General features: G+C 34.4%; 18 protein-coding genes and 1 tRNA gene. 5 read left to right on the top strand and 14 right to left on the bottom strand.

The window, feature by feature from the left end; genetic code table 11:
• Window positions 1-10 precede the first annotated feature (10 nt).
• From LG651_RS00450 to ilvD, 8 genes are all read right to left on the bottom strand, one after another.
• Complete coding sequence (locus tag LG651_RS00450; protein ID WP_226694201.1) at window positions 11-2,254, bottom strand: DUF7133 domain-containing protein; 2,244 nt, start codon at window positions 2,252-2,254, stop codon at window positions 11-13.
• Window positions 2,255-2,343: 89 nt separating this feature from the next.
• Window positions 2,344-2,865 carry an azurin gene (gene azu / locus LG651_RS00455; protein WP_226694202.1) on the bottom strand — a complete coding sequence of 174 codons (522 nt, stop codon included), beginning with the start codon at window positions 2,863-2,865 and terminating at the stop codon, window positions 2,344-2,346.
• A 134-nt stretch (window positions 2,866-2,999) separates the two neighbouring features.
• A complete protein-coding gene (locus tag LG651_RS00460) occupies window positions 3,000-4,592 on the bottom strand; it encodes an NADP-dependent glyceraldehyde-3-phosphate dehydrogenase (protein ID WP_226694203.1) in 1,593 nt (530 codons plus the stop codon).
• A gap of 176 nt (window positions 4,593-4,768) precedes the next feature.
• Entirely contained in the window at window positions 4,769-6,031 is a 1,263-nt protein-coding gene (gene ilvA, locus LG651_RS00465) for a threonine ammonia-lyase IlvA (protein WP_226694204.1), read from the bottom strand.
• 99 nt (window positions 6,032-6,130) lie between these two features.
• Window positions 6,131-7,606, bottom strand: a complete 1,476-nt coding sequence (gene ilvC, locus LG651_RS00470) for a ketol-acid reductoisomerase (protein ID WP_226542658.1) — start codon at window positions 7,604-7,606, stop codon at window positions 6,131-6,133.
• A 27-nt stretch (window positions 7,607-7,633) separates the two neighbouring features.
• Window positions 7,634-8,164 carry an acetolactate synthase small subunit gene (gene ilvN, locus LG651_RS00475; RefSeq protein WP_226694205.1) on the bottom strand — a complete coding sequence of 177 codons (531 nt, stop codon included), beginning with the start codon at window positions 8,162-8,164 and terminating at the stop codon, window positions 7,634-7,636.
• A 12-nt stretch (window positions 8,165-8,176) separates the two neighbouring features.
• Window positions 8,177-9,910 (bottom strand): biosynthetic-type acetolactate synthase large subunit, encoded by a 1,734-nt coding sequence (gene ilvB / locus LG651_RS00480; RefSeq protein ID WP_226694206.1) that lies wholly within the window; start codon window positions 9,908-9,910, stop codon window positions 8,177-8,179.
• Between the two features lie 56 nt (window positions 9,911-9,966).
• Window positions 9,967-11,652: a dihydroxy-acid dehydratase gene (ilvD, locus tag LG651_RS00485; protein WP_226694207.1), complete on the bottom strand. Its 1,686-nt coding sequence runs from the start codon at window positions 11,650-11,652 to the stop codon at window positions 9,967-9,969.
• A gap of 643 nt (window positions 11,653-12,295) precedes the next feature.
• On the opposite strand from ilvD, the gene metK reads away from it, so the two are divergent.
• Window positions 12,296-13,549 carry a methionine adenosyltransferase gene (gene metK / locus LG651_RS00490; RefSeq protein WP_226694208.1) on the top strand — a complete coding sequence of 418 codons (1,254 nt, stop codon included), beginning with the start codon at window positions 12,296-12,298 and terminating at the stop codon, window positions 13,547-13,549.
• A gap of 108 nt (window positions 13,550-13,657) precedes the next feature.
• Window positions 13,658-14,266 carry a PAS domain-containing protein gene (locus LG651_RS00495; protein WP_226694209.1) on the top strand — a complete coding sequence of 203 codons (609 nt, stop codon included), beginning with the start codon at window positions 13,658-13,660 and terminating at the stop codon, window positions 14,264-14,266.
• A 94-nt stretch (window positions 14,267-14,360) separates the two neighbouring features.
• Here LG651_RS00495 and LG651_RS00500 read toward each other — a convergent pair.
• From LG651_RS00500 to LG651_RS00510, 3 genes are all read right to left on the bottom strand, one after another.
• A tRNA-Tyr gene (locus LG651_RS00500) sits at window positions 14,361-14,442 on the bottom strand.
• 128 nt (window positions 14,443-14,570) lie between these two features.
• Window positions 14,571-17,342, bottom strand: a complete 2,772-nt coding sequence (locus tag LG651_RS00505) for a TonB-dependent receptor (RefSeq protein ID WP_226694210.1) — start codon at window positions 17,340-17,342, stop codon at window positions 14,571-14,573.
• A gap of 29 nt (window positions 17,343-17,371) precedes the next feature.
• Window positions 17,372-18,241 (bottom strand): GLPGLI family protein, encoded by an 870-nt coding sequence (locus LG651_RS00510; protein WP_226694211.1) that lies wholly within the window; start codon window positions 18,239-18,241, stop codon window positions 17,372-17,374.
• Window positions 18,242-18,406: 165 nt separating this feature from the next.
• Between LG651_RS00510 and LG651_RS00515 the strand changes: the two genes are divergently transcribed.
• Window positions 18,407-19,180: a hypothetical protein gene (locus LG651_RS00515; protein WP_226694212.1), complete on the top strand. Its 774-nt coding sequence runs from the start codon at window positions 18,407-18,409 to the stop codon at window positions 19,178-19,180.
• Between the two features lie 6 nt (window positions 19,181-19,186).
• On the top strand, window positions 19,187-19,801 hold the full coding sequence (locus LG651_RS00520) for a deoxynucleoside kinase (protein ID WP_226694213.1): 615 nt from the start codon (window positions 19,187-19,189) through the stop codon (window positions 19,799-19,801).
• A gap of 6 nt (window positions 19,802-19,807) precedes the next feature.
• Here LG651_RS00520 and LG651_RS00525 read toward each other — a convergent pair whose 3' ends face one another.
• From LG651_RS00525 to LG651_RS00535, 3 genes are all read right to left on the bottom strand, one after another.
• Complete coding sequence (locus LG651_RS00525; RefSeq protein WP_226694214.1) at window positions 19,808-20,806, bottom strand: App1 family protein; 999 nt, start codon at window positions 20,804-20,806, stop codon at window positions 19,808-19,810.
• 76 nt (window positions 20,807-20,882) lie between these two features.
• Entirely contained in the window at window positions 20,883-23,258 is a 2,376-nt protein-coding gene (locus tag LG651_RS00530; protein ID WP_226694215.1) for a sodium-translocating pyrophosphatase, read from the bottom strand.
• A gap of 304 nt (window positions 23,259-23,562) precedes the next feature.
• Window positions 23,563-24,090 (bottom strand): inorganic diphosphatase, encoded by a 528-nt coding sequence (locus LG651_RS00535; RefSeq protein ID WP_226694216.1) that lies wholly within the window; start codon window positions 24,088-24,090, stop codon window positions 23,563-23,565.
• 211 nt (window positions 24,091-24,301) lie between these two features.
• Between LG651_RS00535 and LG651_RS00540 the strand changes: the two genes are divergently transcribed.
• Window positions 24,302-26,530: a M1 family metallopeptidase gene (locus LG651_RS00540; protein ID WP_226694217.1), complete on the top strand. Its 2,229-nt coding sequence runs from the start codon at window positions 24,302-24,304 to the stop codon at window positions 26,528-26,530.
• Window positions 26,531-26,578: the final 48 nt, after the last annotated feature.

Below are 26,578 nucleotides of genomic sequence, written 5' to 3' on the forward strand. Positions count from 1 at the left end.
TTTAAACGATCTATTTCTCTTTTTTCTCTAAATCCATAAGCTCATCCATGGTCCAATAATCTTCTCGATCACCAGCTTTTCTTCTTGCATTACTTACATATTTTCGGTGCACACCACCTTCACCATTCATAGCTCTTACATAAGTTAAAACATCGGCAATCCATTGGTCGCTATTATCTTTTAAAGGCATCATTATACCATATTCTTTACCTTCAATAGGACCAATTAAACCGTGTAATAATATTCTACTTAGTGTAGTAACATCACCTTTAACTCGAGCACTTCCAATTAATGGTGGTGCAACTAAACCATCGGTACCAATTGGAACACCCATTAAATCGGGGCCATGACATGTAATACACAATTGATTATAGGCATCGTAACCAGCAAGAATGCTTTTTTTAGTTCCTGTGCCATAACCTTTAATTTGCTCTTTAAGTTTCTCCAGTTTAGAGTCGTCTTTCTTTAAACTTTCGGTAACCGAATGTGTAATTATTTCGTTTGCTGCAAATCGATCTTTTAGCGTGTTTAAAATTTCGGTTGATTTTTTATATTTACTATACCTTAAACTTAAAGCTAGTTGGTTTACAACCTCTACCGACGGATCGTAAATTAATTCTTCTAAATCATCTAAAATTTCAATATCGCCTTCTTTAAATAAGTTTTCGCATAAACGAATTGCTGTTATTCTAACGCGTTTATCTTCATCTTTCAACTTTGCTTGCAAAAGCGATTTATCTATTACATCCATACCTTCTAAAGTCCAAAGCGCATGAACACGTTGCAATCCTAAATCTTTATCAGAACCAAACCATTCATCCAATAAAGAGGTATTATCTAAAGCAATTTCCTTTAATAAAGGGATTACAGATTTATCATCTTCTAAAATAATTAATTTTTGTGCGGTATTACGATACCACCCATTTTTATGCCCTAAATATTCAATTAATTCTGAAGCACTTTTATTGGTTAAACTAGGTTTCTCATCTGGCTCAATATCTTCATGAACAATTCTATAAATTCTACCTTTACCAATATTTTTATCAAGACCTTTTCGCACAATTACTGGACGTAAAAAACTTCCTTTACGCGTCCAATTTCCTTCTTGAATTATACCACGATACATATCGACAATATACAAGGCTCCGTCTGGTCCTGTTTTAGCTTGAACTGGCCTAAAATTTAAATCGGTTGACGCCATAAATTCAGCTTGATCATAAGCATTGTGGAGTACACGTTTACCAAATCTATCGGTTTTTACTTTAGCTCTTCGAACTAATCGACCCACAGGTTCTGGTATAAATAAATCACCATAAACTGATGGTGGTAATTTGTGCCCTCGATAAATTTCTTGTCCCGCAACACCAGTAAAATGGTTTAATGTATTATCTGGACGCAAGCGTTTTGTTCCTCCTTGTACATCTGGTGTTCCTACTATTGGCCATGGTTCAATAAACCCTTCTGCAAATCTACCTTTAGGATTATAATCGCCATAAATTGCAGGCTGCTGGAACCCATACCCGGGGTTTTCACTTCCCGCCGAAGCATAATACATTATTCCTAAATCGTCTTGTGTTAGTCCCCATTGACCGCGTGGCATAACTTCAACAGAATCTACAACTACTTCACCATTACTTTTAAATTTGAAACGAATTGGGTTATAAGTTGTGTAAACCCAATTATCTAAATTCCAAATTAGCCCACTTTGTTGGTGCTCTAAATTTCCACCACGACGATTTGGATTAAAATATACACGCTGTTTTTTATCGGCAACGCCATCGCCATCTGTGTCTTTATAACTCCATAAATCGTATGTGTAAGTTTCGTTTACTATTAATTCATCTTTTAAAGGTAGAATCATTCTTGGCAATAATAAACTATCAATAAAAACAGTGCTTTTATCCATTTTACCATCGCCATCTAAATCTTCTAGTAATTTAATTTTACTTATTGGTTTATTTTCGGCTGTAGCATCAACATCTTGCATGTAGGTATTCATTTCAGCAACATACATACGGCCATCTCCATCCCAAGCAATGGTAACCGGCTCATTTATCATAGGTTCGCTAGCCACAAGCTCTACTTTAAAGCCTTTAGGTAAGTGAAATGTTTCCATACTCTCTTCTGGAGACATAAAAGTTGATGGTGCTTCAGGTACTATTTCCGGTTTTTCGTAAATAATATCTGTATATTCTTTTTCCTTACAACCTAACATGGCTAACCCAACGAGGAGCAGAACTGCTATTTTCTTCATTTTTTATCTTTTCTACAAAAAAAGTGATGATATATTAATAATTTAATAAATTATCACCTTTAAATTATAATATATGTTTCTTTTTAGGATTATTCGACAATAAATTTACCCTTCATCAAGGCATAATGACCTGGAAAGCTACAAATAAAGTCGTACGTTCCTGGTTTAGGAGCATCGAACTCAATTGACGTCGTTTCGCCACCACCTATAACTTTAGTAAAGGCGATAACATCGTTTTCGGCATCTTTAGGAATAAATTGATTGTCTTTTGCTGAAGCAGCCTTTCTTCCAAAACCCGCAACATTTACGCCTTGTTTTAGTAGCACAAAATTATGCCCCATAATATTAACACCCATTTTTCCTTTATGCCTAAGTGTTAACTTTATTTTTTTACCAGATTGTACTTTTATTTCTGATATATCAAATTGCATTTGGTCGTTTCCAGAAATTACAACTGTTTGCAAATTGTTTTCTTCGCTAGGCTTAGTTATTGGTTGTTCTGAAGATTTTTCATAAGTAAAACCCGCTTTCTTTTTTTCTTCCTTATTACCGCAGGAGATTAAAAATGTAGATGAAAAAACAACAACGAGTACATATTTTAATGTTTTCATTTTTAAAGTTTGGCTATTTAGTTTATGAAGCATAATATATACAATTTCAAATATAAATATTAAAAAACATAAAAAAGTGCAGTATTTTTCATTGAAAAATATTGCACTTTAACCAATTAGTATGTTAAAATATTCTATAAAATATAATCTGTACTAATAAAATTTGATGCTTTTGTATCTAAAAGCTCATTTAATATAGCTTTGTTATAATTATTATCTTTTGAAGCCACAAAGGTTCTTATTGAAAATGAACGCAAAGCATCATGCACACTTAATGTACCATAAGCTGAATCTTTACGCCCTGTAAATGGATAAACATCTGGACCACGTTGACAAGAACTATTTAAGTTTACACGACATACTAAATTTACCAGCGTATCAATTAATGGTGCTAAAGTGTTTACATTTTTACCAAACAAACTTACTTGTTGCCCGTAATTGGATTCTGCCATATCATCTAAAGGTTCTTGAATGTCTTTAAACGACATTACAGGAACAACAGGGCCAAATTGTTCTTCTTTATAAACACGCATGTTTTTATTTACAGGATATAACACGGCTGGAAAAATAAAATTCTCGGTAGTTTCTCCTCCCTTTTCATTTAAAATAGTTGCTCCGTTTTGTTTAGCGTCGTCTATTAATTCCTGAATGTAAGCGGGTTTATCTTTTTCTGGCAATGGAGTTAATTTCACTCCTGGTTCCCATGGATTTCCAAATTTTAATTGATCGACGGCATACGAAAAACGTCTATTAAACTCTTCTGCAACAGATTCGTGAACATAAATTACTTTTAATGCTGTACAGCGCTGGCCGTTAAACGACAAGGTTCCTGCTATACACTCGTTTACTGCTAAATCTAAATCGGCATCGGGCAAAATTATTGCCGGATTTTTAGCTTCTAAACCTAAAACCATACGCAACCTGTTTCCTTTTGGATGAGCAGACTGTAAAGCATTTGCCGATGTACTATTACCTATTAATGCTAAAACATCAATTTTACCAGATTCCATTATTGGAGATGCTAGTACACGACCACGCCCATAAATAATATTTACAACTCCTTTTGGAAAGCTATTTTGAAAAGCTTCTAAAAGTGGATGTATAAGTAAAACACCATGTTTTGCTGGCTTAAATATTACGGTATTCCCCATTATTAATGCAGGAATTAACAAAGTAAATGTTTCGTTTAACGGATAATTATAAGGACCTAAACACAAGACCGTACCTAATGGGCCACGACGAATATGCGCATAAACACCATCGTGTTTTTCAAACTTTGCAGAATCTCTATCGAGTTGTTTATAATCTTCAATGGTATCGTAAATATAATCTACCGTTCTATCGAATTCCTTTTCAGAATCCGGTAAATTTTTACCGATTTCCCACATTAAAAGTTTTACAACCTCTTCGCGCTTGGTTTTCATTTGCTCAACAAACTTTTCCATGCATTTTATTCGATCTTCAACTTTCATTGTTGGCCACAAACCCTGCCCTTTATTAAAAGCTCCCAATGCAGCATCTAGCGCATCCATGGCCTCAGCTTTTCCTAAAGTTGGAATACTACCTAATAGAGTTGGTTTATAATCGTCGGTTGAAGAAATGGTGGAATACACCTCACTAGTTTCTCCGTTCCATGTTTTTAATTCTCCGTTTGATAAATATGTTTTTTGATGAAGCAGTGACGAAATTTTGTATGCTTCTGGTATTTCTGTAGCTACAATATTCATATTAAAATAGATTAATTGTTTACTACTAATATACGAAGAAGAACAAAAACAACTCTTTAAAAACTAAAGGGTTATTAAAAAAATAGGATAAGTTTAACAGATTAAATTGATTTACTTAAAGTTTTAAAACCGCAAACGTTTTCGGCTAAAACATGTTTAATATTTGTAGCTGATTTTTACACTAAAAACTGAAATAAATCGGGTTTATTGTTTAAATAATCACCATAGAAGTTTCTACTTTTCATTTTAGAAATAAGTGGTTCTAAATCTTTTGAAGCTTTTAATTGAATACCAACTACTGCCGAACCATTTTCTCTGTTTGTTTTTTTGGCATACTCAAAAAAGGTAATATCGTCCTCTGGCCCAAGAATATCTACTACAAATTCTCGTAATGCCCCAGCACGCTGTGGAAACTTTACTATAAAATAATGCTTTAAATTAGCATATAGTAAAGCACGTTCTTTAATTTCTGGAGTTCTGGTTATATCGTTATTGCTTCCACTAACAATACAAACTACGTTTTTACCTCTAATTTCTTCAGCATAAAAATCGAGTGCAGAAATACTTAAAGCTCCAGCAGGCTCAACAACAATAGCGTCTTTATTATAAAGCTCTAAAATAGTTTCGCAAACCTTACCTTCCGGAACCGTTATCATGTTATGCAAATTTTCTTTACAAATAGAAAACGTTAGGTCGCCAACGCGTTTTACTGCTGCACCATCAATAAACTTATCTATATAATCTAACTCCGTATTTTTATTATTTTTTATGGAAGTCTTCATAGAAGGTGCGCCTTCAGGCTCAACTCCTATAATTTTAGTATTTGGTGATAATTTTTTAAATACTGAAGATAATCCAGACGCTAAACCACCTCCGCCAACTGCAAGAAACACATAATCTATTGGTTGTGTTGCTTGTTCTAAAATTTCAAGCCCAATGGTTCCTTGACCTTCAATAACCTTTGGATCGTTAAACGGATGAATAAAGGTTTTTTGTTTTTCGTTACACTCTTTTGTTGCTGCTGCATTAGCATCATCAAACGTATCTCCAATTAACTTAATTTCAATAAAATCTTCGCCAAACATTTTTACCTGCTCAACCTTTTGCTTGGGAGTTGGAGCTGGCATAAAAATGGTGCCATGAATTTTTAACAACTTACAAGACAAGGCCACACCTTGCGCATGATTACCAGCACTTGCACAAACTACCCCGTTTTTAGATTGCTCCAGAGTTAACGAACTTATTTTATTGTAAGCACCACGAATTTTATACGAGCGTACCTGTTGTAAATCTTCGCGCTTAAGCATAATATTAGCTTGAAACTGTTTTGAATATCTTAAACTCGGACTTAAAGGCGTAATTGCCGATACTTTTTTAATATTGGCTGCTGCTTGTTTAATGTTTTCTAAACTTGGAAAATAAGTGGTTTCCGTACTCATATTTAAAGCGTTTTATGCTACTAAAGCGAAAATAATAATTAAAAAAGAAACCTCAAGAATGCATCTTGAGGTTTCGGAAAAACTATATGTGTTTTGTATTTACACGATTGGTTTCATAGCCGTCATAGATGCTCTTAAGAATTCACCAATTTTTTCAACTGGATGCTCTCTTAATGCTTTATTTACAGCAATTAATTTAGCATTATCTACACCTTCACCATTATCTTTTGCGAATGGCTTACCAATTACGTCTGTATCAATTTTAGTCATGAAATCTGCTAATAAAGGCTTACAAGCATGATCGAATAAATAACATCCGTATTCTGCAGTATCAGAAATAACACTGTTCATTTCGTATAATTTACGTCTTGCAATAGTGTTTGCAATAAGTGGTGTTTCGTGTAACGACTCGTAATAAGCAGACTCGTCGATGATTCCAGAATCTGTCATGGCTTCAAAAGCTAATTCAACACCAGCTTTAACCATAGCTACCATTAATACACCGTTATCGTAAAATTCTTGTTCAGAAATTTCAACATCTCCAGCTGGAGTTTTTTCGAATGCAGTTTCAGCAGTTTCAGCTCTCCATCCTAATAGTTTCTCATCTCCGTTTGCCCAATCTTCCATCATTCCGCTAGAGAAACGTCCTTCCATAATATCATCCATGTGTTTTTGGAATAACGGACGCATGATATCTTTTAATTCTTCAGATAATTCAAACGCTTTAATTTTAGCTGGATTAGATAATCTATCCATCATGTTTGTAATACCACCGTATTTTAAACCTTCGGTAATAGTTTCCCAACCAAATTGAATTAATTTAGAAGCATAACCAGCATCAATTCCTTTTTCAATCATTTTATCGAAACAAAGAATAGATCCTGTTTGTAATAAACCACATAAAATGGTTTGCTCTCCCATTAAATCACTTTTTACTTCAGCAACAAAAGATGACTCTAAAACACCTGCTCTATCTCCACCAGTTGCAGCTGCATAGGCTTTAGCTTGCGCCCAACCTTTTCCTTCTGGATCGTTTTCTGGGTGAACCGCAATTAATGTTGGCACACCAAAACCTCTTTTATATTCTTCGCGAACCTCTGAACCTGGACACTTAGGCGCTACCATAATTACAGTTAAATCTTCACGAATTTGAGTTCCTTCTTCAACAATATTAAAACCATGAGAATAGCTTAACGTAGCTCCTTTTTTCATTAAAGGCATAACAGCGTTAACAACATTTGTATGTTGCTTATCTGGAGTTAAGTTTAAAACTAAATCGGCAGTTGGAATTAGCTCTTCGTAAGTACCAACAGTAAATCCGTTTTCTGTAGCATTTACAAAAGACTGACGCTTTTCTTCGATAGCTTTTGGTCTTAAGGCATAAGAAATATCTAATCCAGAATCTCTCATGTTTAATCCTTGGTTAAGTCCCTGAGCACCGCAACCAACAATAACAATTTTCTTTCCTTTTAATGCTTCTACACCATCTTCAAACTCTGAAGCGTCCATAAATCTACACTTCGATAATTGATCGATTTTATCTCTTAATGATAGTGTGTTAAAATAATTTCCCATTTTATTTTTCTAGTTGTTGTTTATTTATTAATTATTAAATGCATCAAGCATTTCTGTTATCTTCATTTCATCTTTTGTTACAGCTATGCGCCCTGAACGTACAAACTGCATAATACCAAATACGTTTAAATCGCGACGTAATGCTTCAATTTCATGACGTCGTCCAGATTTTTCTAAAACAAAAAATTCTTTGTTTACCGTTACAATTCTGGTGTTACTTTCTTTAATTATATTTTGAATTTGAGGTTCTTCAAAAAGTAATTCAGACTTTATTTTAAACATACAAGACTCTGTAAAAATAGTTTGGTCTTCGGTATGATAATAGGCTTTAATTACTTCAATTTGTTTTTCAAATTGCCCTACAATTTTTTTAGCTTGATCTTCGCAAATATTTACTACAATAACAAAACGATTAACCCCTTCAATCTCAGATTGTGAAGTTGTTAAGCTCTCTATATTGATATGTCTGCGTTGAAAAATTGCCGAAACACGATTTAATAACCCGATGTTATTTTCGGTATATATTGAAATGGTATATGATTTTATATCTTCACTCATTTTTATAAGATTTTAGCTTAAACGAACATCTGAAACTGATGCTCCGGTTGGAATCATTGGAAACACGTTATCTTCTTTCTCAACACACACTTCTAAGAAATACGATTTTTTAGAAGCAATCATTTCCTTAACAGCATCGGCCAATTCTTCTCGTTTTACCACTTTGCGAGCTTCAATATGATAACCTTTTGCAATAGTAACAAAATCTGGGTTTACCATTTCGGTTGAAGCATAACGCTTATCGAAAAACAGTTGTTGCCATTGGCGCACCATTCCTAAAAACTCATTGTTTAATACTACAATTTTTACAGGTACTTGTTGCTGAAAAATGGTACCTAACTCTTGAATATTCATTTGGTAACCACCATCGCCTATTATGGCTACAACTTCACGATCTGGCGCTGCCATTTTCGCACCAATAGCTGCGGGTAAGGCAAACCCCATAGTTCCTAAACCACCAGAGGTAATATTACTTTTAGTAACATTAAAATCGGCATAACGACAAGCAATCATTTGATGCTGACCAACATCTGATACAATAGCTGCTTTACCTTCAGACTCGATATTAATTTGTTTTAATACCTCGCCCATTGTTAAGCCTTCTTTTTCCGGATGAATATCGTGTTTGATAACTTTTTCGAACTCTATTTGGTATAAATCTTTAAATTCTTGCAACCAAGATTCATGTTTTGTTTCGTTTAAAAGTGGTAAAAGTTGAGATAAACTATCTTTAGCATCGCCAATTACAGCTACATCGGTTTTTACATTTTTATCAATTTCTGCAGGATCTATATCGAAATGTACAATTTTAGCCTGTTTTGCATACGTTGCTAAATTACCCGTAACACGATCGTCGAAACGCATACCAATGGCTATTAATACATCGCACTCGTTAGTTAATTTATTAGGTGCATAATTACCATGCATACCAACCATACCAATATTTAAAGGATGTGATGTTGGTATGGCAGAAGCCCCCAAAATAGTCCAAGCAGAAGGAATTCCTGCTTTTTCCATAACCGCTTTAAGTTCGTTTTCGGCTTCACCTAAAATAACACCTTGCCCCCAAACAATCATTGGTTTTTTAGCATTATTTATTAAATCTGCAGCTGCTTTTACGGCTTCGGGTTTTGTTTTTGGCACCGCAATATAACTACGAATACCAGTACATTTTTTATATTGAAAATCAAGTTCTGAAACTTGAGCATCTTTAGTAATATCGATTAAAACTGGTCCTGGACGACCACTTTTAGCAATATAAAAAGCTTTTGCTAAAACTTCAGGTATTTCTGAAGCTTTAGTAACTTGGCAATTCCATTTTGTTACTGGTGTTGAAATACCAACAATATCGGTTTCTTGAAAAGCATCGCTACCTAATAAGTGTGAAAACACTTGCCCTGTAATACAAACTAACGGTGTTGAATCTATTTGAGCATCTGCAATTCCGGTTACTAAATTAGTAGCTCCAGGTCCAGATGTTGCCATAGCGACACCAACTTTACCAGAAATACGCGCGTAACCTTGAGCCGCATGAGCTGCTCCCTGCTCGTGACGTGTAAGTACGTGATGAATTTTTCCTTGATATTTATAAATTTCGTCGTAAACTGGCATAATTGCACCTCCAGGATATCCGTAAAGTACATCTACACCTTCTTCTATTAAGCACCTTATAATGGCTTCGCTTCCTGTGATGCGTTCTGTTTTATTTGCCACGCTCTTATTTTGTTTTATTGTTTGTGTATCCATAGCTCATATTTATTCATGAGATTTCTGCCTAAACAGAAATGACAAAACGTTTTATTTTACGCGTCGGTTACACAGCCTTTTGAAGCCGATGCTACCGATTTTGCGTACTTGTATAAAATTCCTTTTTTATGTTTTAATTCTGGAGCTTTCCATTGTGCTTTTCTTTCAGCTAATTCTTCATCTGAAATTAAAACGTTAATAGAATTGTCTTCTGCACTAATTCTAATTTTGTCTCCAGTTTTTAACAAACCTATTGTACCGCCCGTTTGTGCTTCTGGTGTAATATGACCAACCACAAAACCATGAGTACCTCCAGAGAAACGTCCATCGGTAATTAATGCTACAGATTTACCTAAACCTGCTCCCATAATTAATGATGTTGGCTTAAGCATTTCTGGCATACCTGGACCTCCTTTTGGACCCACATAGCGGATAACGACGACATCGCCACGCTCTACTTCGCCATTAGAAATACCTGTATTTGCCGCTTGTTCGCCATTGTAAACCACAGCTTTTCCTTCAAAAACCAATCCTTCTTTTCCTGATATTTTTGCTACAGCTCCTTCTGACGCTAAGTTTCCATAAAGTATTTGTAAGTTTCCTGAAGATTTTAAAGCCTTATCTGTTGGAAAAATTACATCTTGACTTTCCTCCTCAAACTCTAATGGCTCTACATCTTTTAAATTTTCGGCTAAAGTTTTTCCTGTAACTGTCATGCAATCTCCGTGCAGATAACCATTATCTAAAAGATATTTCATTACTGCTGGTGTACCACCAATACCGTGAACATCTTCCATTAGGTATTTTCCACTAGGTTTTAAATCTGCTATTAAAGGAGTTCTGTCGCTTACACGCTGAAAATCTTCTAAAGTAAAATCGATATCGGCAGCATGTGCAATAGCTAAAAAGTGAAGCACCGCATTGGTAGATCCGCCTAAAGCATTTACTAAAGCAATGGCATTTTCTATAGATTTTTTAGAAATAATATCTAATGGTTTTAAATCTAGCTCTAACAAATTTTTAATCGCTCTCGCATGGCGCTCGCTTTCTGATAATTTATTAGGATTTTCTGCAGGAATAGATGAGTTATAAGGTAAAGCAAAGCCCATACACTCTATTGCCGAAGCCATAGTATTTGCAGTGTACATACCACCACATGCTCCTGCTCCTGGAATAGCACGACGAATAATTTCTCTATATTCGTCTTCTTCAATTTCACCAGCTACCTTTTGTCCTAAAGCTTCAAAAGCAGAAACAATATTAAGTTTTCTCCCTTTATAGTTTCCAGAAGCAATAGTTCCACCATACATCATAATAGACGGACGATTTAATCGTAACATGGCTATTACAGCTCCAGGCATATTTTTATCACAGCCAACAATAGAAATTAACGCATCGTAACTTTGTGCATTCATTACAGTTTCTATAGAATCGGCAATAATATCGCGAGAAGCCAAAGAATAGTTCATTCCTGATGTTCCCATTGATATACCATCACTAACCCCTATTGTGTTAAACCCTAAACCGACTAAGTTAGCAATTTTACATTCTAATTTCACCTCATCTTTAAGCCTGTTAAGATGCATATTACATGGGTTACCATCGTAACCTGTACTTGCAATACCTACTTGGGCTTTGTTCATGTCTTCATCTGTTAATCCAACAGCATACAACATGGCTTGTGATGCAGGTTGCGATTCGTCTTGCGTTAACCTTTTACTGTGTTTATTTAATTCTTTCATTGTTTGTTTACAGAAAATTTTATCTTTTATCTTAATTTTTTAGCAAATATTTAATTTTTAATTCCTCATTTTAAATTTCACTTAAAAAAAGACATAATAAGCTTCGAAATTAGTTTTTTAAGCTGTTCTAGCTATTTTTCTATCTTTTTTTAGTTTAAATCCACAACCCCAATTAAACACATAAAAAGCTGTTTTACAGATCTTTAAATGATTTTTTTTATGATGTTCAAAACCTATAAAAAAACGCATAAAAAAAACCTTCCGTTTCGGGAAGGCTTTCATAAAAGTTTTATATTCAAAAATACCGTTCCCTATCATTGTGAAAAAATCACAACGACAATAACTAAAACGATATTTAAAAGGTTTTTTCTCATTTTCACTTAACAAAGATTTATAAATTATTTTAAAGTTCCAATTTTTTCATAAAAAAAAGAAAAATGGTTTTGGTTCTCTTTTATTTTTATAATTTTGCGCCACAAATAACAGAGGAAAGATTTGACTGATTGCAACCTCTATTCTATTTGAACTTTTCAGAAAAACATAAAGATACTGAAACAAGTTCAGCATGAATAAAAAAATGCTAAAGGCAGTGTTAACTACCTTGACGTTTTCCGTCAAATCGATTTCTATTAAAATATATTTTATGGCTTATTTATTTACTTCAGAAAGTGTTTCTGAAGGCCACCCAGATAAGGTCGCAGACCAAATTAGTGATGCTTTAATTGATAATTTTTTAGCATTTGATGTAGACTCGAAAGTAGCTTGCGAAACTCTTGTAACTACTGGACAAGTAGTACTTGCAGGAGAAGTGCGCTCAAAAACTTATTTAGATGTTCAGCAAATTGCTCGCGACACCATTAATAAAATTGGTTACACCAAAGGCGAATATATGTTTGATGGTAATTCTTGTGGTGTTTTATCTGCAATTCATGAACAAAGTGATGAAATTAACCAAGGTGTAGACCGCGGAAGCAAAGAGCTTCAAGGTGCTGGCGACCAAGGTATGATGTTTGGTTACGCCACCAACGAAACCGAGAATTTTATGCCTTTGGCACTAGATTTATCGCACCGCATTTTAACCGAACTTGCCGAACTACGAAGAGAAAACAAAGACATTACTTATTTAAGACCAGACAGTAAAAGTCAAGTAACTATTGAATATAGTGATGATAATATTCCGCAACGTATTGATGCCATTGTAGTTTCTACACAACACGACGAATTTGATGAAGATGAAGCAATGCTTGCTAAAATTAGAAGAGATATTATTGAAATATTAATACCTCGTGTAGTAGCAAAATTACCAGAAGCAACACAGGCTTTATTTAACAACGACATTACATACCATATTAACCCAACAGGCAAGTTTGTTATAGGTGGACCACATGGCGATACTGGCTTAACTGGACGAAAAATTATTGTAGACACTTACGGTGGTAAAGGCGCCCATGGTGGCGGTGCATTTTCTGGTAAAGACCCGAGTAAAGTTGACCGTAGTGCTGCTTATGCCACACGTCATATTGCTAAAAACTTGGTTGCTGCTGGTGTTGCTGACGAAGTTTTAGTTCAAGTAAGTTATGCCATTGGAGTTGTAGAGCCTATGGGAATTTTTATTGACACTTATGGTACTTGCCCTTTTAACATGACCGATGGTGAAATTGCTCAAAAAGTAAGTGAAATTTTTGATATGCGACCATTTGCTATTGAAGAACGCTTAAAACTACGCTCACCAATGTATAGCGAAACCGCCGCATACGGACACATGGGACGAAAAAATGAAACTGTTACCAAAACCTTTAATCAACCCAACGGAGAAAGCATAACTCTTGATGTTGAACTATTTACATGGGAAAAATTAGATTATGTAGATAAGGTTAAAACTGCCTTTAATTTATAAGAAATAAAGCATTATCATTAAAAAAAGTCGTTTAATATTTGAATTTAGACGGCTTTTTTTAGTTAATATTTTTTATATTTATAAACATAATATAATGCAAAAAAACAAATGCTTAACAAAACAGCTGCAGAAGACAAACCATCTGTTTTTACTCTTGATAACTATAAGATTTTATATGACAGTTCTCCCGATATGTTATTATCGGTTTGCGCTTCCACAACAAAAATTTTAGAGTGCAACAATACTTTAGCTAAAACACTAAATACTTCCAAAGATAAGCTAATAGGTAAATCTGTATTTTCCATTTATCATCATGATTGTATTGAAAGCGTTGAAAATGCATTTAAGACTTTTATAGAGAAAGGCCGCTTAAACAACCTTGAACTAATTCTTAAAAATAAAACCCCAATTTTACTAAAAGTAGAAGCAATTAGAAATGTTTATGGCGAAATTATTTACAGCAATTCCTGCCTAAGAGATATTTCGAACACAAAGCACATAAAGCCAAAAGTTAAAAAGAAAAAAGAAAATGATGAGACAGAATCATTAATTCGTGCATATAACAGTTCGAAAAAAATAGCCCAATCATTAAAACTAATAAAAGATAGCGCTAAAGCCATAAGAACGCAAAATAAGACCGACAACGATTATTCGAAAACAATGAAAGATATAGAGCGCCGCATGGAAAATATTTTAGAAACTTTAAACGAGGATTAACTTTCTAAAATATTCATTAAAACACAAACAAAGTACACTGCAAATTCTACAAAATAAAAAAAGCCTGCATTTCTGCAGGCTTTTCACTTTTAAGTGGGAAGAGCAGGATTCGAACCTGCGAAGACATAGTCAGCAGATTTACAGTCTGCCCTCGTTGGCCGCTTGAGTATCTTCCCAAAAACCGAGCGCAAATATATTACGCTTCTTTGTATCTACAAAATTTTACAATCAAAATATTAAATAAAAAAAAGAAGTTTCCTTTTTACTTTAGAAACTTCCTTTTTTACTTGAGTGTTTTGCTTCTTTATAAACTATAAATTACTCTAAAGGTTACAAATCGGGGTAAAATATATGTAGATGAGTTAGACACCGAAAAGGTACCAACATTGTTATTAATATTTGCATCAATATTAAGTAAGTTACTTGCTTTTACTTCGAATTCCCAATGTGAATCTTCATTGTTTCTGTACGCTAAACCTGCATCCCAACTTTGAAAAGAATCAGATTCCCCATCAACATCTTGGTTTGTATAAGAATAATCGGTTACAAATGTTATCGATTTCCATATATAAGCATCAAAGCTTATTGATGGTGCATTTCTAATAATTTTTGTTGTTCTCGTTCCTTGATCTGTATTACTAATTGAGTAAGTGTAACGCAACCTAACGTTTGGAGCGTTATTAAAATTAGTTCTAATTTCTGGACGATAGGTTTGTGACAAGGTTTTATTAATGGACTGAACGTTTTCAATAAACTGATTTTGCAAACTATAATTGAAACCTGCACTTAGGCCTGTACGTATTTTACCAAAGGTGCGTTGCCAACGCCCATTTGCAGACAGCGACTCATCGGCAAACTGCGAATTAAAATAAGTACTTGTAGTAATAACGTTCTCAAAATTGGTTAAGGATCTTATTTGATCGATGTTTTTTGAATAATTTACGGTAGCAAAAACATTGGTGTAGTTAAACAAATTAAAACTACGATAGCGCAACGTTAAATTATGGGCTAAACCGTTTTGTAAAGTTGGGTTTCCATATGATAAATTATCGAAACTATTTAGCACCAAGCCTCTTGCTATATTTGTAACGTCGGTAAACTGATTGCTCATACGATAGTTAAACTGAAGGCTTTCGGACTTTTTAAACTGTACGCTTGTTTCAAATTCTGGCAAAAGACGGAAGAAATTATCTTCGTAAGTATCGCCAAACTGAATGTTTTGATTACCATAGGCATGAAAAGATAACCCCGGACGAAGCGTAAATTTCCCTATTTTTAAATTGTAGCGTGTTCCTAAATAAATATCGCTAAAACTGTATTGCGTATCGTTTTCACCTAACAACAAATTCCCATCGGTATCTTGTAATGTTGGTGTAGCATCAACCACATCATCATCCGCTAAAAATTGGAATATATTAGAGTTGTAATCTTGACGACTAAAAATGGTTCCTAAAGTAAAACTGATATTGCTTTTTGAATTTAAAATATTGTAATAATCTAGTTTCGCATCAAACTGATTTGATTTCACATATTGATCTTGCCCAATATTGTAATAATCTAAACTTCTATCTAACCCTAGCTGTTCTGCTGTTTCATCGTAAGCATCTTCTTCTGTGCTTTCATCGTTATCGTCGTTTGCGTCATTGTTTGTTGGGTCGTTTTCTAAATACGCATTATAAAACGGATCTTCATCTTTTAAAACATGAAGCGCTTCAAAAGCAAAAATATTATTCTCGTTAAGCGTGTAATAATATTTTAAATTTTGTTTTAAGCTAAAAGGAGTAACCTCATCTATTTGATTAGTTTCACCTATAACTGAGGATAACTCTATTTGTTCTTCTGAATCTTTAGAAAGACTCCCTAAAACATCATACTCTATTTGGTTGTTTACATTAGGCTTAAACAAAGCACTTAATTTAACCAAACCTTGGTCTGAAGCTTCTCGCCCTGTATTAATAGTTTCTTCATCTGGAATGCCTAGTTCTGGATCTGTATATCTCACATAACTTTCTTGTCTAGTATTTAACCTAGTACTATTAAAAATTACAAAACCACTTAAATCGAGTGTAGAAATTGGCGCATAACTAAAGTTTGTTGCTGCTAATTTAGCGTCTACTTTTTGCGAGTTAGCAACGCTAGTTAAACCGCTTAAACCATTATCGCCTAAACTTAAACTTGTACCGCTATCGCGACTTGGCGCCCTAAAACCACCTCCAAAGTTTCTTACCTCACGGTTGGTTAAGGCGGGTTCGCCAATATTATTTAAGTCTCCAATTACGTTTACACTATATTTTGGATTGTAATAAAACAACTTTGGTTGTACCAAATACAACTCATTGTTTGGTGACGGTGCGATTCCTGCACCAACGGTAACATCGCCAAACCAAAAATTTTCTTTACCTTCTTTTAGTTTTACATTTATAGCGTAATTATTACTGTTATTCTCTACACCTTTTAACTGACTTACCTCGGAGAAATTTCGTAAAACTTCAATTTTATCTACGGCATTCGACGGAATATTTTCGGTGGCTAATTTAGAGTCACCATCAAAAAAATCTTTTCCGTTTACGGTAAGTTTCTGCACTACGGTACCTTCAACCTCTATTTGTCCGCTGTCATTAATTTCAACACCTGGTAATTTATCAATAACATCTTCAAGTTTTCGCTCGGAGCCATTTTTAAAAGAATCGGCGTTATAAATTATGGTATCGCCTTTAACCGTAACAGGCATTTCGTAAACCAACTCAACAGCATCTAGTGCGTTATCATATTGCAAGACAAAATCTTCAATAAGGTTACTGGTTTTTGTTTCAATAAATTTTTCTCCAGGTTTCATACCAATGTAGGTTACCTGCAATTTATAAGCTGTATTTTCTTTTAAGGTTAACCTGTAAAACCCTTTATCTGTGGTAATACTATAACCATCTAAAACATTAGTAGATTGATTTATAGCTACAATATTAGCCAACTCTAACGGATTCCCGATACTATCCCTAACAACACCTTCTAATTTAATTTGAGCATAAGCTGTCAAGCCTGTAAACATTACAAGCAACAAGGTAAGTTTAATTTTCATAAGTATATTTTGTAAAATTGCAGAAAAAATTAGCGTCTTCCTCCTGGGCCACCACCTCTACGGTTACCAAAATTGTTTCGCATTTCTTCGGTTTTCTTTTGTACAATTTCGTTGTACTCTTCGCGCGTAACTTCTTTACCTTTTTTTGGCGCTTTTATCGTAGTTTTTTCTTCAGGATTAACCACTATTTTTGTACATAAAATGGTTGTTTTTCCTGCATTTACTTCAAGAATTAAACCAGGCAACCCCCAATAGTCTGATGGCCCCTGATTAACTGGAATTTGCATAGTATACCAAGCTTCTATATTAACGGTTTTAGGTCCTTTTGGCTTAGTTTCTTCTGCTTCGCCTTCGTTATTTCCTCTTCTTGGTGGTCTAAAATCCTCAAATGCCACGGCGTTGGACTGTATGGTGGCAGTTGCTTTAAAACAAGTGTATTGTCCAATTTGCTTGGTTTCACCTGTCATTTGCCATTCGTATTTTTGCAATTCATCTTTAACTAAAAACTGCTTACCAAAAAACTCTTGTTCTTGCAATAACTCGTTTGTTTTTACATTTTTATACTCTGGCCCGCCGGTAAAACTACTACTCATCATAGCGCCAAAACCTCTACGCCCACCTTGATTTTGCCCGGGAGCTTCTAGAGTTTCATCTTCTTTATACAAAGATTCTGTTTGATTAAATGTTAGTGTGTATGTTTTTTCAAACATACTCTTCATACGTTCTGCAATACGCTTTTTTTGCTCCTCGCTCATATCTGGTCGCCCAAAATTTTCGGTATCTATTGATGTTTTAGACATATAATGAGCCACCCCTTGAAAATCGGATTGCCCCCAGGTAAAGCATGAAACCAGCAATATTAAACTGGCAAAAACTGTTTTTTGTAAATTAAGTTTCATAAAATCGCGTTTTAATTACAGCGTAAATTTAAATTATTCATTATTCATGGTATTAGACTCACAATATTTACCCAGGTTTAAACCGCAAACGTTAAATGATTCTTAAAAAATTAATAAACATAAACTTTAAAGTTCATATCATTTTGTAATTTACAAATCGCTACTATGAAATATTACCCGTATATATTCCTCTTTTTTTCACTTTCAGTTTTCACTCAGAACATTGAAACCACCTTTATTAAAAGCACTAGTTTTAAAGCTGATGTTATTTTTAGTATAGATTCCTTTAATACGCTTTTTTATAAGAAAGAAAATGTTTTTTACGTGCATAGCAAAGACCGCAAAGCTTCATACAATAATATTCAACTTGGCGAACTAATTGACGCTAATGCTTTTAACCCTTTAAAAATCAATTTATTTTATAAAGACTTTAATACCGTAGTGGTTTTAGATAATAGGTTAGCCGAAATTTTTAAAATTGATTTTAACACCTTACACCCCTACAGAACGGTTAGTCACATTTCTACAGCTTTCGATAATACTATTTGGATTTTTAATCAAGACCAACAAAAGTTAGAACTTTACAACTACAAAACTAACACAGTAAAAGCCCAAACAAGGCCTGTACAAAGCGAAGTTTTGGATATTAAAAGCAATTACAACTACTGCTGGTTACTTACTAAAAACTTTTTATATGTTTATAATTATTTTGGCAGCCTAATAAAAAAAATAACCAACGAAGGCTATTCTAAAATAGCTCAAAGCGACGAAAACATCATTTTAAAAAAAGATAATGAGTTGTTTTTTTTAGAAGAAAACAGCACTTTTGCACGGCGAATAGAAACTTCAAATTTAAAAATAAATCAGTTTTTTGTAACCAACGAAACCTTGTATATTTACAACAACGAAAGCTTGCAAGAATTCCAATTAAAAATATAACTTACTATGCACATTGCTATTGCCGGAAATATTGGCGCAGGAAAGACAACCCTTACCAAACTACTAGCAAAACATTTTAAATGGGAAGCTCAACTTGAAGATGTTGTAGACAACCCTTATTTAGATGATTTTTACAACCAAATGGAACGTTGGAGTTTTAACTTGCAAGTATATTTTTTAAACAGTAGATTTCGTCAAGTTTTACAAATTCGCCAAAGCGGTAAAGATATTATTCAGGACAGAACTATTTATGAGGACGCTCATATTTTTGCACCAAACTTACATGCTATGGGCTTAATGACAAATAGAGATTTTGAAAACTACAGATCGCTTTTTGAACTTATGGAATCGTTAGTTCAAGGCCCAGATTTACTTATTTATTTACGCAGCTCAATATCGAACTTAGTGTCTCAAATACATAAACGCGGGCGCGATTACGAAAATAGCATAAGTATTGATTATTTAAGCCGACTTAACGAGCGTTACGAAGCTTGGATTCATGGCTACGATAAAGGAAAATTACTCATTATAGATGTAGATAACCTAGATTTTGTTGCCAATCCAGAAGATTTAGGGAGCATAATAAACCGCATTGATGCCGAAATTAACGGCTTGTTTTAAACCATTTTATTTTATTAGCCCGTTGTTTCGGGCGTGACTAATAGCTTCGGAGGTTGAACCTACTAAAAGCACAGGTATCTCTTTATAATTATCGTATAACAACTTTACCTTGTTCATTTTACGTTTATGGTCTACATTCATTAAATATATAGCCAGTATACGACTTGGATAATCGTTTGCCAGTTGCTTGTAAATATAAGGATCATGCTCTCCGCTGTCTCCAATAAGCACAAACTTTAAATTAGGATATGTTTCTAAAAGATTTATAATTTCCTTTTGTTTTTGCGGCATATAACCTTTCTTTTTTTTACTGAAAGGCTTCGGAAAATTACGCAATACAATGGGGCCTTTGGGAAAATTATTTTTATATAAAAAGTAGTTTAAATAGCGGTATAAATTCCACGGGCTATGGCTTACATAAAAAATAGGATTAGCTTCTTTTCCCGATTTTCCGCGATGTAATAAGTGATAAAATCCTGGAGCACCATCAAGCGGCATACGTTTACCCGCGGAAGTTAAAAATGTATTAAAAATAACGCGCCATTTTAAAATAGAAACTAAACCTGTATGTAAGATAGTATCATCTATATCGCTAATAACACCAAATGAAGCGCTAGAAGATGGTATTAACATTTCGCCTGGAAATTTATTATTCAATTGAATTACGCGATCTTTATTTACCGTATCGTAAGCAAACTCCAGTTGCACCCAACCTTCAGAATTAGCATAAGGTTTTAAGTTTTCTACTTTCTCATCAAACAAAAAATAACCCCGATGATTCGTTTTTGTGTAGTAAAATCTATCGTTACCAATTTTAACTCTAATTTTAGCATATCTTATCTCGTCGGTTTCAAAACGTTTCCATGCATTAAATAACAATTTAAAAGCTCCTCGTTGTTCTAAATTTATACTTTCATCTTCAAGGGCACGACCTCGCAAATACAAACGTTTTGATGTTCCGTAAGTTTGGAACGCTATAATTTGTAACGGATCTTTTTTTAACATTACCACGAAATCTATTTGTTAAAAATAAAAAAACCACGACAAAATACGTGGTTTGATATTATAAAATTATTTCAGGTTAATGTACTTTTGGATGATTCACTTTTTCGCTCACTTTTATATTAGCGCCACTAGTATGTTCTTTTAAAGCTTCAACATTTGCCAGCACCTCATTTTCAGCACCTTCAAAAGTATCATAATAGGTTGTTTCAACACCATTTTTATTTATAATTGTTGTAACCACTGCTTTAACCGCTTGATCATCGATTTTCGTCATTTCAACTTTAACTTCTTTTTTAATTTCAATTTGATCTGAAGCATATGCCTCCACAGAGACTTCATTAACTAAACTTGGTGCAATAACTAAAGCTACTACCGACATCAGTTTTAATAAAATATTTAACGACGGTCCTGAAGTATCTTTAAACGGGTCTCCAACCGTATCTCCAACTACGGCAGCTTTATGTGCATCGGTACCTTTTCGTCCTTGTTCTTCAATAGTTTTTTTAGCATTATCCCAAGCGCCACCAGCATTCGATTGAAAAATAGCCATTAAAACCCCACAGGTTGTAACACCTGCAAGCGTTCCTCCTAACATTTCGGCACCTCCAAGAAAACCAATAGCTACAGGCACCGCAATAGCCAATAAACCGGGCAATACCATTTCCTTAATAGAGGCTTGCGTAGAAATAGCTACACATTTATCGTATTCTGCTACACCATCGGCCGCATCGAAAATTTTCCTATCGGCTTCTGATGCTTTAGACATGTCGGAGTCGTATTTACGCATTATTTCTAAAGCGGCTTTTAACTGTGGTATATCTCTAAATTGACGACGAACCTCTTCAATCATAGCCATAGCCGCACGTCCAACAGCATTCATAGATAAGGCCGAAAACACGAACGGCAACATCCCGCCGACTAATAACCCTGCCATAATATTGGGTTGTGACACATCTATTGATGTAATTCCGGCTGTTTTCATAAACGCTGCAAAAAGAGCCAATGCCGTTAAAGCTGCCGATGCAATTGCAAATCCTTTTCCTATGGCTGCTGTGGTATTACCCACCGCATCTAACTTATCGGTACGTTCACGCACTTCACTTGGCAATTCAGCCATTTCAGCTATTCCACCAGCATTGTCTGAAATTGGTCCGTAAGCATCTACCGCCAATTGAATTCCGGTATTAGCTAACATTCCAACTGCGGCAATAGCTATCCCGTACAAACCTGCATAATAATGCGATACCAAAATAGCCGCAGCTATTAAAATAATTGGAATGGCTGTAGACATCATGCCAATACCCAAACCAGCAATAATATTTGTTGCAGAACCAGTTTCAGATTGTTTTACAATAGAATTAACAGGCTTTGTTCCTGTACCGGTATAATATTCGGTTACTTTACCAACAGCTAAACCAGCCACTAAACCAGCTAATACAGCAACAAAAACTCCAGTTGCTCCGTGCGAAAGTCCTTCGGTGGTTTCTGGAATAAATGCATTAATTATAAAATACGAAGCAATAAGCATTAATCCTGCCGAACCAAATTCGCCAATATTTAAAGCCGTTTGTGGATTTCCTCCATCTTTTACTTTAACAAAAAAAGTTCCTATAATAGACATAATAATTCCTACAGCTGCCAGCACTAAGGGCAAATAAACAGCACCAATGCCGTTTGCAACATTTGGGGTTATTATGAAAGCACCTAAAACCATTGTTCCAATTATAGAGCCAACATACGACTCAAATAAATCGGCTCCCATTCCTGCGACATCGCCAACATTATCACCTACATTATCTGCTATGGTAGCAGGATTTAACGGATGATCTTCTGGGATTCCGGCTTCAACTTTACCTACTAAATCAGCACCAACATCGGCTGCCTTAGTGTAAATTCCACCTCCAACACGTGCAAATAACGCAATAGATGAAGCGCCAAGAGAAAAACCTGAAAGTACATTAAGTACTTCGTTTAAGCCCCAACCTAATTCACTATAAATCATAAATAGTCCGCTTAAACCTAAAACTCCTAAGCCAACCACACCCAAGCCCATTACTGCGCCTCCAGCAAAAGCGACTTCTAAAGCTTTTCCTAAAGAATTCCGCGCTGCACTTGTGGTTCGTACGTTTGCTTTTGTAGCTACCTTCATACCTATAAAGCCGGCTAAAGCAGAACAAATTGCACCGACAACAAATGAAACTGCAACCATACCGTTAGAACCTTGTTCGTTACTGCCTTTAAAAAACAGTAAAATCGCAACAGCAATTACGAAAATTGATAATATTTTATATTCGGCTTTTAAAAAAGACATAGCGCCATCGGCAATATTTTTTGCGATACGCTTCATTTTATCGTCGCCTTGATCTTGTTTACCTACCCAAGAACTTTTAACAAAAACAAAAACTAGGGCTAGCACCCCGAAAAGAGGTAAAAATTTGAGAATATTTTCCATGTGGTTAGTTGGTATTAATTAAAACTTAAATTAGTATACAAGCCCCTAATGTAAAAAATAAAATCAATAAAAAAAACCGTATTTAGTTTAAAAATTATTAAACGAACATTGCTTAAACTAACAATTTCGCATTTTAACAATAAAAAAAGAGCTAGTAAAAATTTTAAAATTGATTGTTAAATTAACAAAAGAATAAAACACCTCATTTTTTAATCTGTTATTTTACAAGGACATACAAAAAAAGCCATCTAAAAATAGATGGCTTTTTTTGTATTTAAAAATGTGGTTGTGTTTTTACAAAACCTTATATAGTAAATGTGCGCTTTTTCTTGTGTTCACTTTCGTCGTAGCGTTGTACACATTCATGATAAATTTTAACGGCTTCTTCAGCATTTCCCCAACCACCAACATCAACTTTTTTCTTTTCTAAATCTTTATAAACTTGAAAAAAGTGTTCAATTTCTTTTAAACGGTGCGGATTTAAATCGACAATATCGGCACGCTTGTTCCAAACAGGATCGGAAACTGGCACACAAATAATTTTTTCGTCAGGACCTTTTTCATCAGTCATATGGAAAACACCAATTGGGCGCACTTCCATTACCACCATTGGATACGAAGGTTCTGTAGACAACACTAAAACATCAAGCGGATCCTGATCAAGAGCCAAAGTTTCTGGAATAAACCCATAATCTCCAGGGTACATCATCGAAGAGAAAAGTGTTCTATCAAAACGTATTTTGTGTAATGTAAAATCGTATTCGTATTTATTTCGACTGCCTTTTGGTATTTCAATTAAAACATCAAAAGTTGTAGATTTTTTTTTACTCATAACTTAAAGAATATGTTGTTATAGGTTTGTGACTAATTTAGACTGGTATTAGGTGGCAAATGTAAAAAACAACATAGCATTTAACAACAAAAGGCTGTTTTTTATATGTTATTTAAGCACTATAACGATATAGTTTTGAGCATTCAAGAAACTTTAACTTTAAAATGCTCAACTATTCATTATATTGTAACAAATTTTTAAAGAAAACATAATGCGTAATTATTTCATACTGATAATTCTTACTATAACATCATCTTTACAGGCCCAAAACCAACCTTGGCAAGGTAAATTTGAACCCATTGATAATTTAATTGCACCAGCAAATAATTACAGAACTGCTAGTGGTGCACCTGGTAAAGATTATTGGCAGCAACGTGCCAATTACAAAATTAAAGCCAGTATTAACGAAAAAACAAACGTACTTTCTGGCGAAGAAACAATTACATACTTTAATAATTCGCCCGACAATTTAAATTACGTCTGGATGCAACTAGAGCAAAATGTTAATAAAAAAGGTAATGAAGATTTCGGCTCTATAAACAACCCTGTTAAAGATTCTATGACCACCCAAAACATGCAACGCTTAACGCGTGTGGTAGATTTTCCTGCGGGTTATACTATAAAATCTATAACAGACGGAAATGATAAAACTTTAAAAACCATTATTAACAATACCATGATGAAGGTAAAGTTAAATACTGTTTTAAAACCTGGTGAATCGGCAACATTTAATATTTCTTGGTCTTACCCAATTACCGATAGAAGCATGTACCGCCTTTCTCGTGAAGGTTACGAATACTTTCCAGAAGATGACAATACCACTTATTTAATGGCACATTGGTTTCCAAGAATGGCTGTTTATAACGATACCGAAGGGTGGCAAAACCAACAATTTCAAAAACTAGGTGAATTTGCCTTAGAATTTGGAGACTATGATGTTGAAATTACCGTTCCTGCTGACCATATTGTTGCAGCCACCGGAATGTTAGAAAATAGTGAATCTGTTTTAACTAAAACACAGCGCAAACGTTTAGAAAAAGCGAAAAAAACCTTCGATAGTCCTATGATGATTATTACGAAGGAAGAAGCCATTAAAAACGAATCATCGAAAACAACGAAAGAAAAAACATGGAAATTTAAAGCAAAAAATGTACGCGATTTTGCCTTTGCTTCTTCAAGAAAGTTTTTGTGGGATGCCCAAGCGGTTAAACTAGAATCTAACACAGTTTTAGCCATGTCATTATATCCAAAAGAAGGATTGCCTGTTTGGAAAGACAACTCTACAATTGCCATAAAACATGCTTTAGAAGTTTATTCCGAAGCAACTTTCGATTATCCTTACCCTGTTTGTATTTCGGTTAATACTTCAAATATTGGAATGGAATTTCCTATGATAAGTTTTAATGGCGGCAGACCCGATAAAAACGGAAACATTAGTAAAGCTGCTAAACAGGGAATGTTAAGTACAATTATTCATGAAGTTGGACACAACTGGTTCCCTATGATTGTGAGTTCGGACGAGCGCAAATGGATGTGGATGGACGAAGGCTTAAACACATTTTTACACCAACGTACACTCGAAGAACGTTATCCTGATTTTAATCATGTAACGCCGAAAGTTATTGCACCTTTTATGAGTGGTGATAAAAACATTTTAAGACCAATAATGACAACGTCCGACAACGAGTTATTCAATCAATTTGGAAGAAACTTTTATATAAAACCAACAGTTGGATTACAAATGCTGCGTAATACCATTATTGGAAAAGAACTTTTTGATGAAGCTTTTAAAGAATATGCCAATCGCTGGAAATACAAGCACCCGAATCCGAGCGATTTGTTTAGAACACTTGAAGATGCAACTGCTACCGATTTAGACTGGTTTTTTAGAGGTTGGTTTTTTACCACAGACCACGTTGACATGGAACTAAGCAATGTAAAATGGTTTAAAGTTTTTGAAGAAAACACCAATATTGAAGATAAAAACATAAACTCGAAAACTAAAATTACGGCTCAAGGCACAAATTCTAATGGAGAAGCACAAGATTTCAGTAATGGCCCTGAGTATATAAACATGATTGAAACACCTGATAAAGATTACGGCCAATTTCTCTCTCGTTTAGATGAAAATGAAATAAGAAAACAACTTTCTGGAAAAAACATTTACGAAATTACAGTAAAAAACCAAGGCGGATTAGTAATGCCTGTTATTATTGAGTGGACTTTTACCGATGGCACAAAAGAAACAGATAAACTACCTGCCGAAGTTTGGCGTAGAAACGAATATGAAATTCAGCATACTTTTATAAAAGACAAGGAAGTCGCTAAAATAAATTTAGACCCGAATTTTCAATTAGCTGATGCTAATACACAAAACAACAGTTTCCCTAAGGAAGAAAAGAAATCGGAATTTGATGCTTTTAAAGCCAGAAAGAAATGACAAAATAACTTTAAAACACTAAAAAAGAGACTTTTAACGTTAATATAA

Origin of the sequence: Neotamlana sargassicola (assembly GCF_020523965.1) — a bacterium.
Lineage (GTDB): Bacteria > Bacteroidota > Bacteroidia > Flavobacteriales > Flavobacteriaceae > Neotamlana > Neotamlana sargassicola.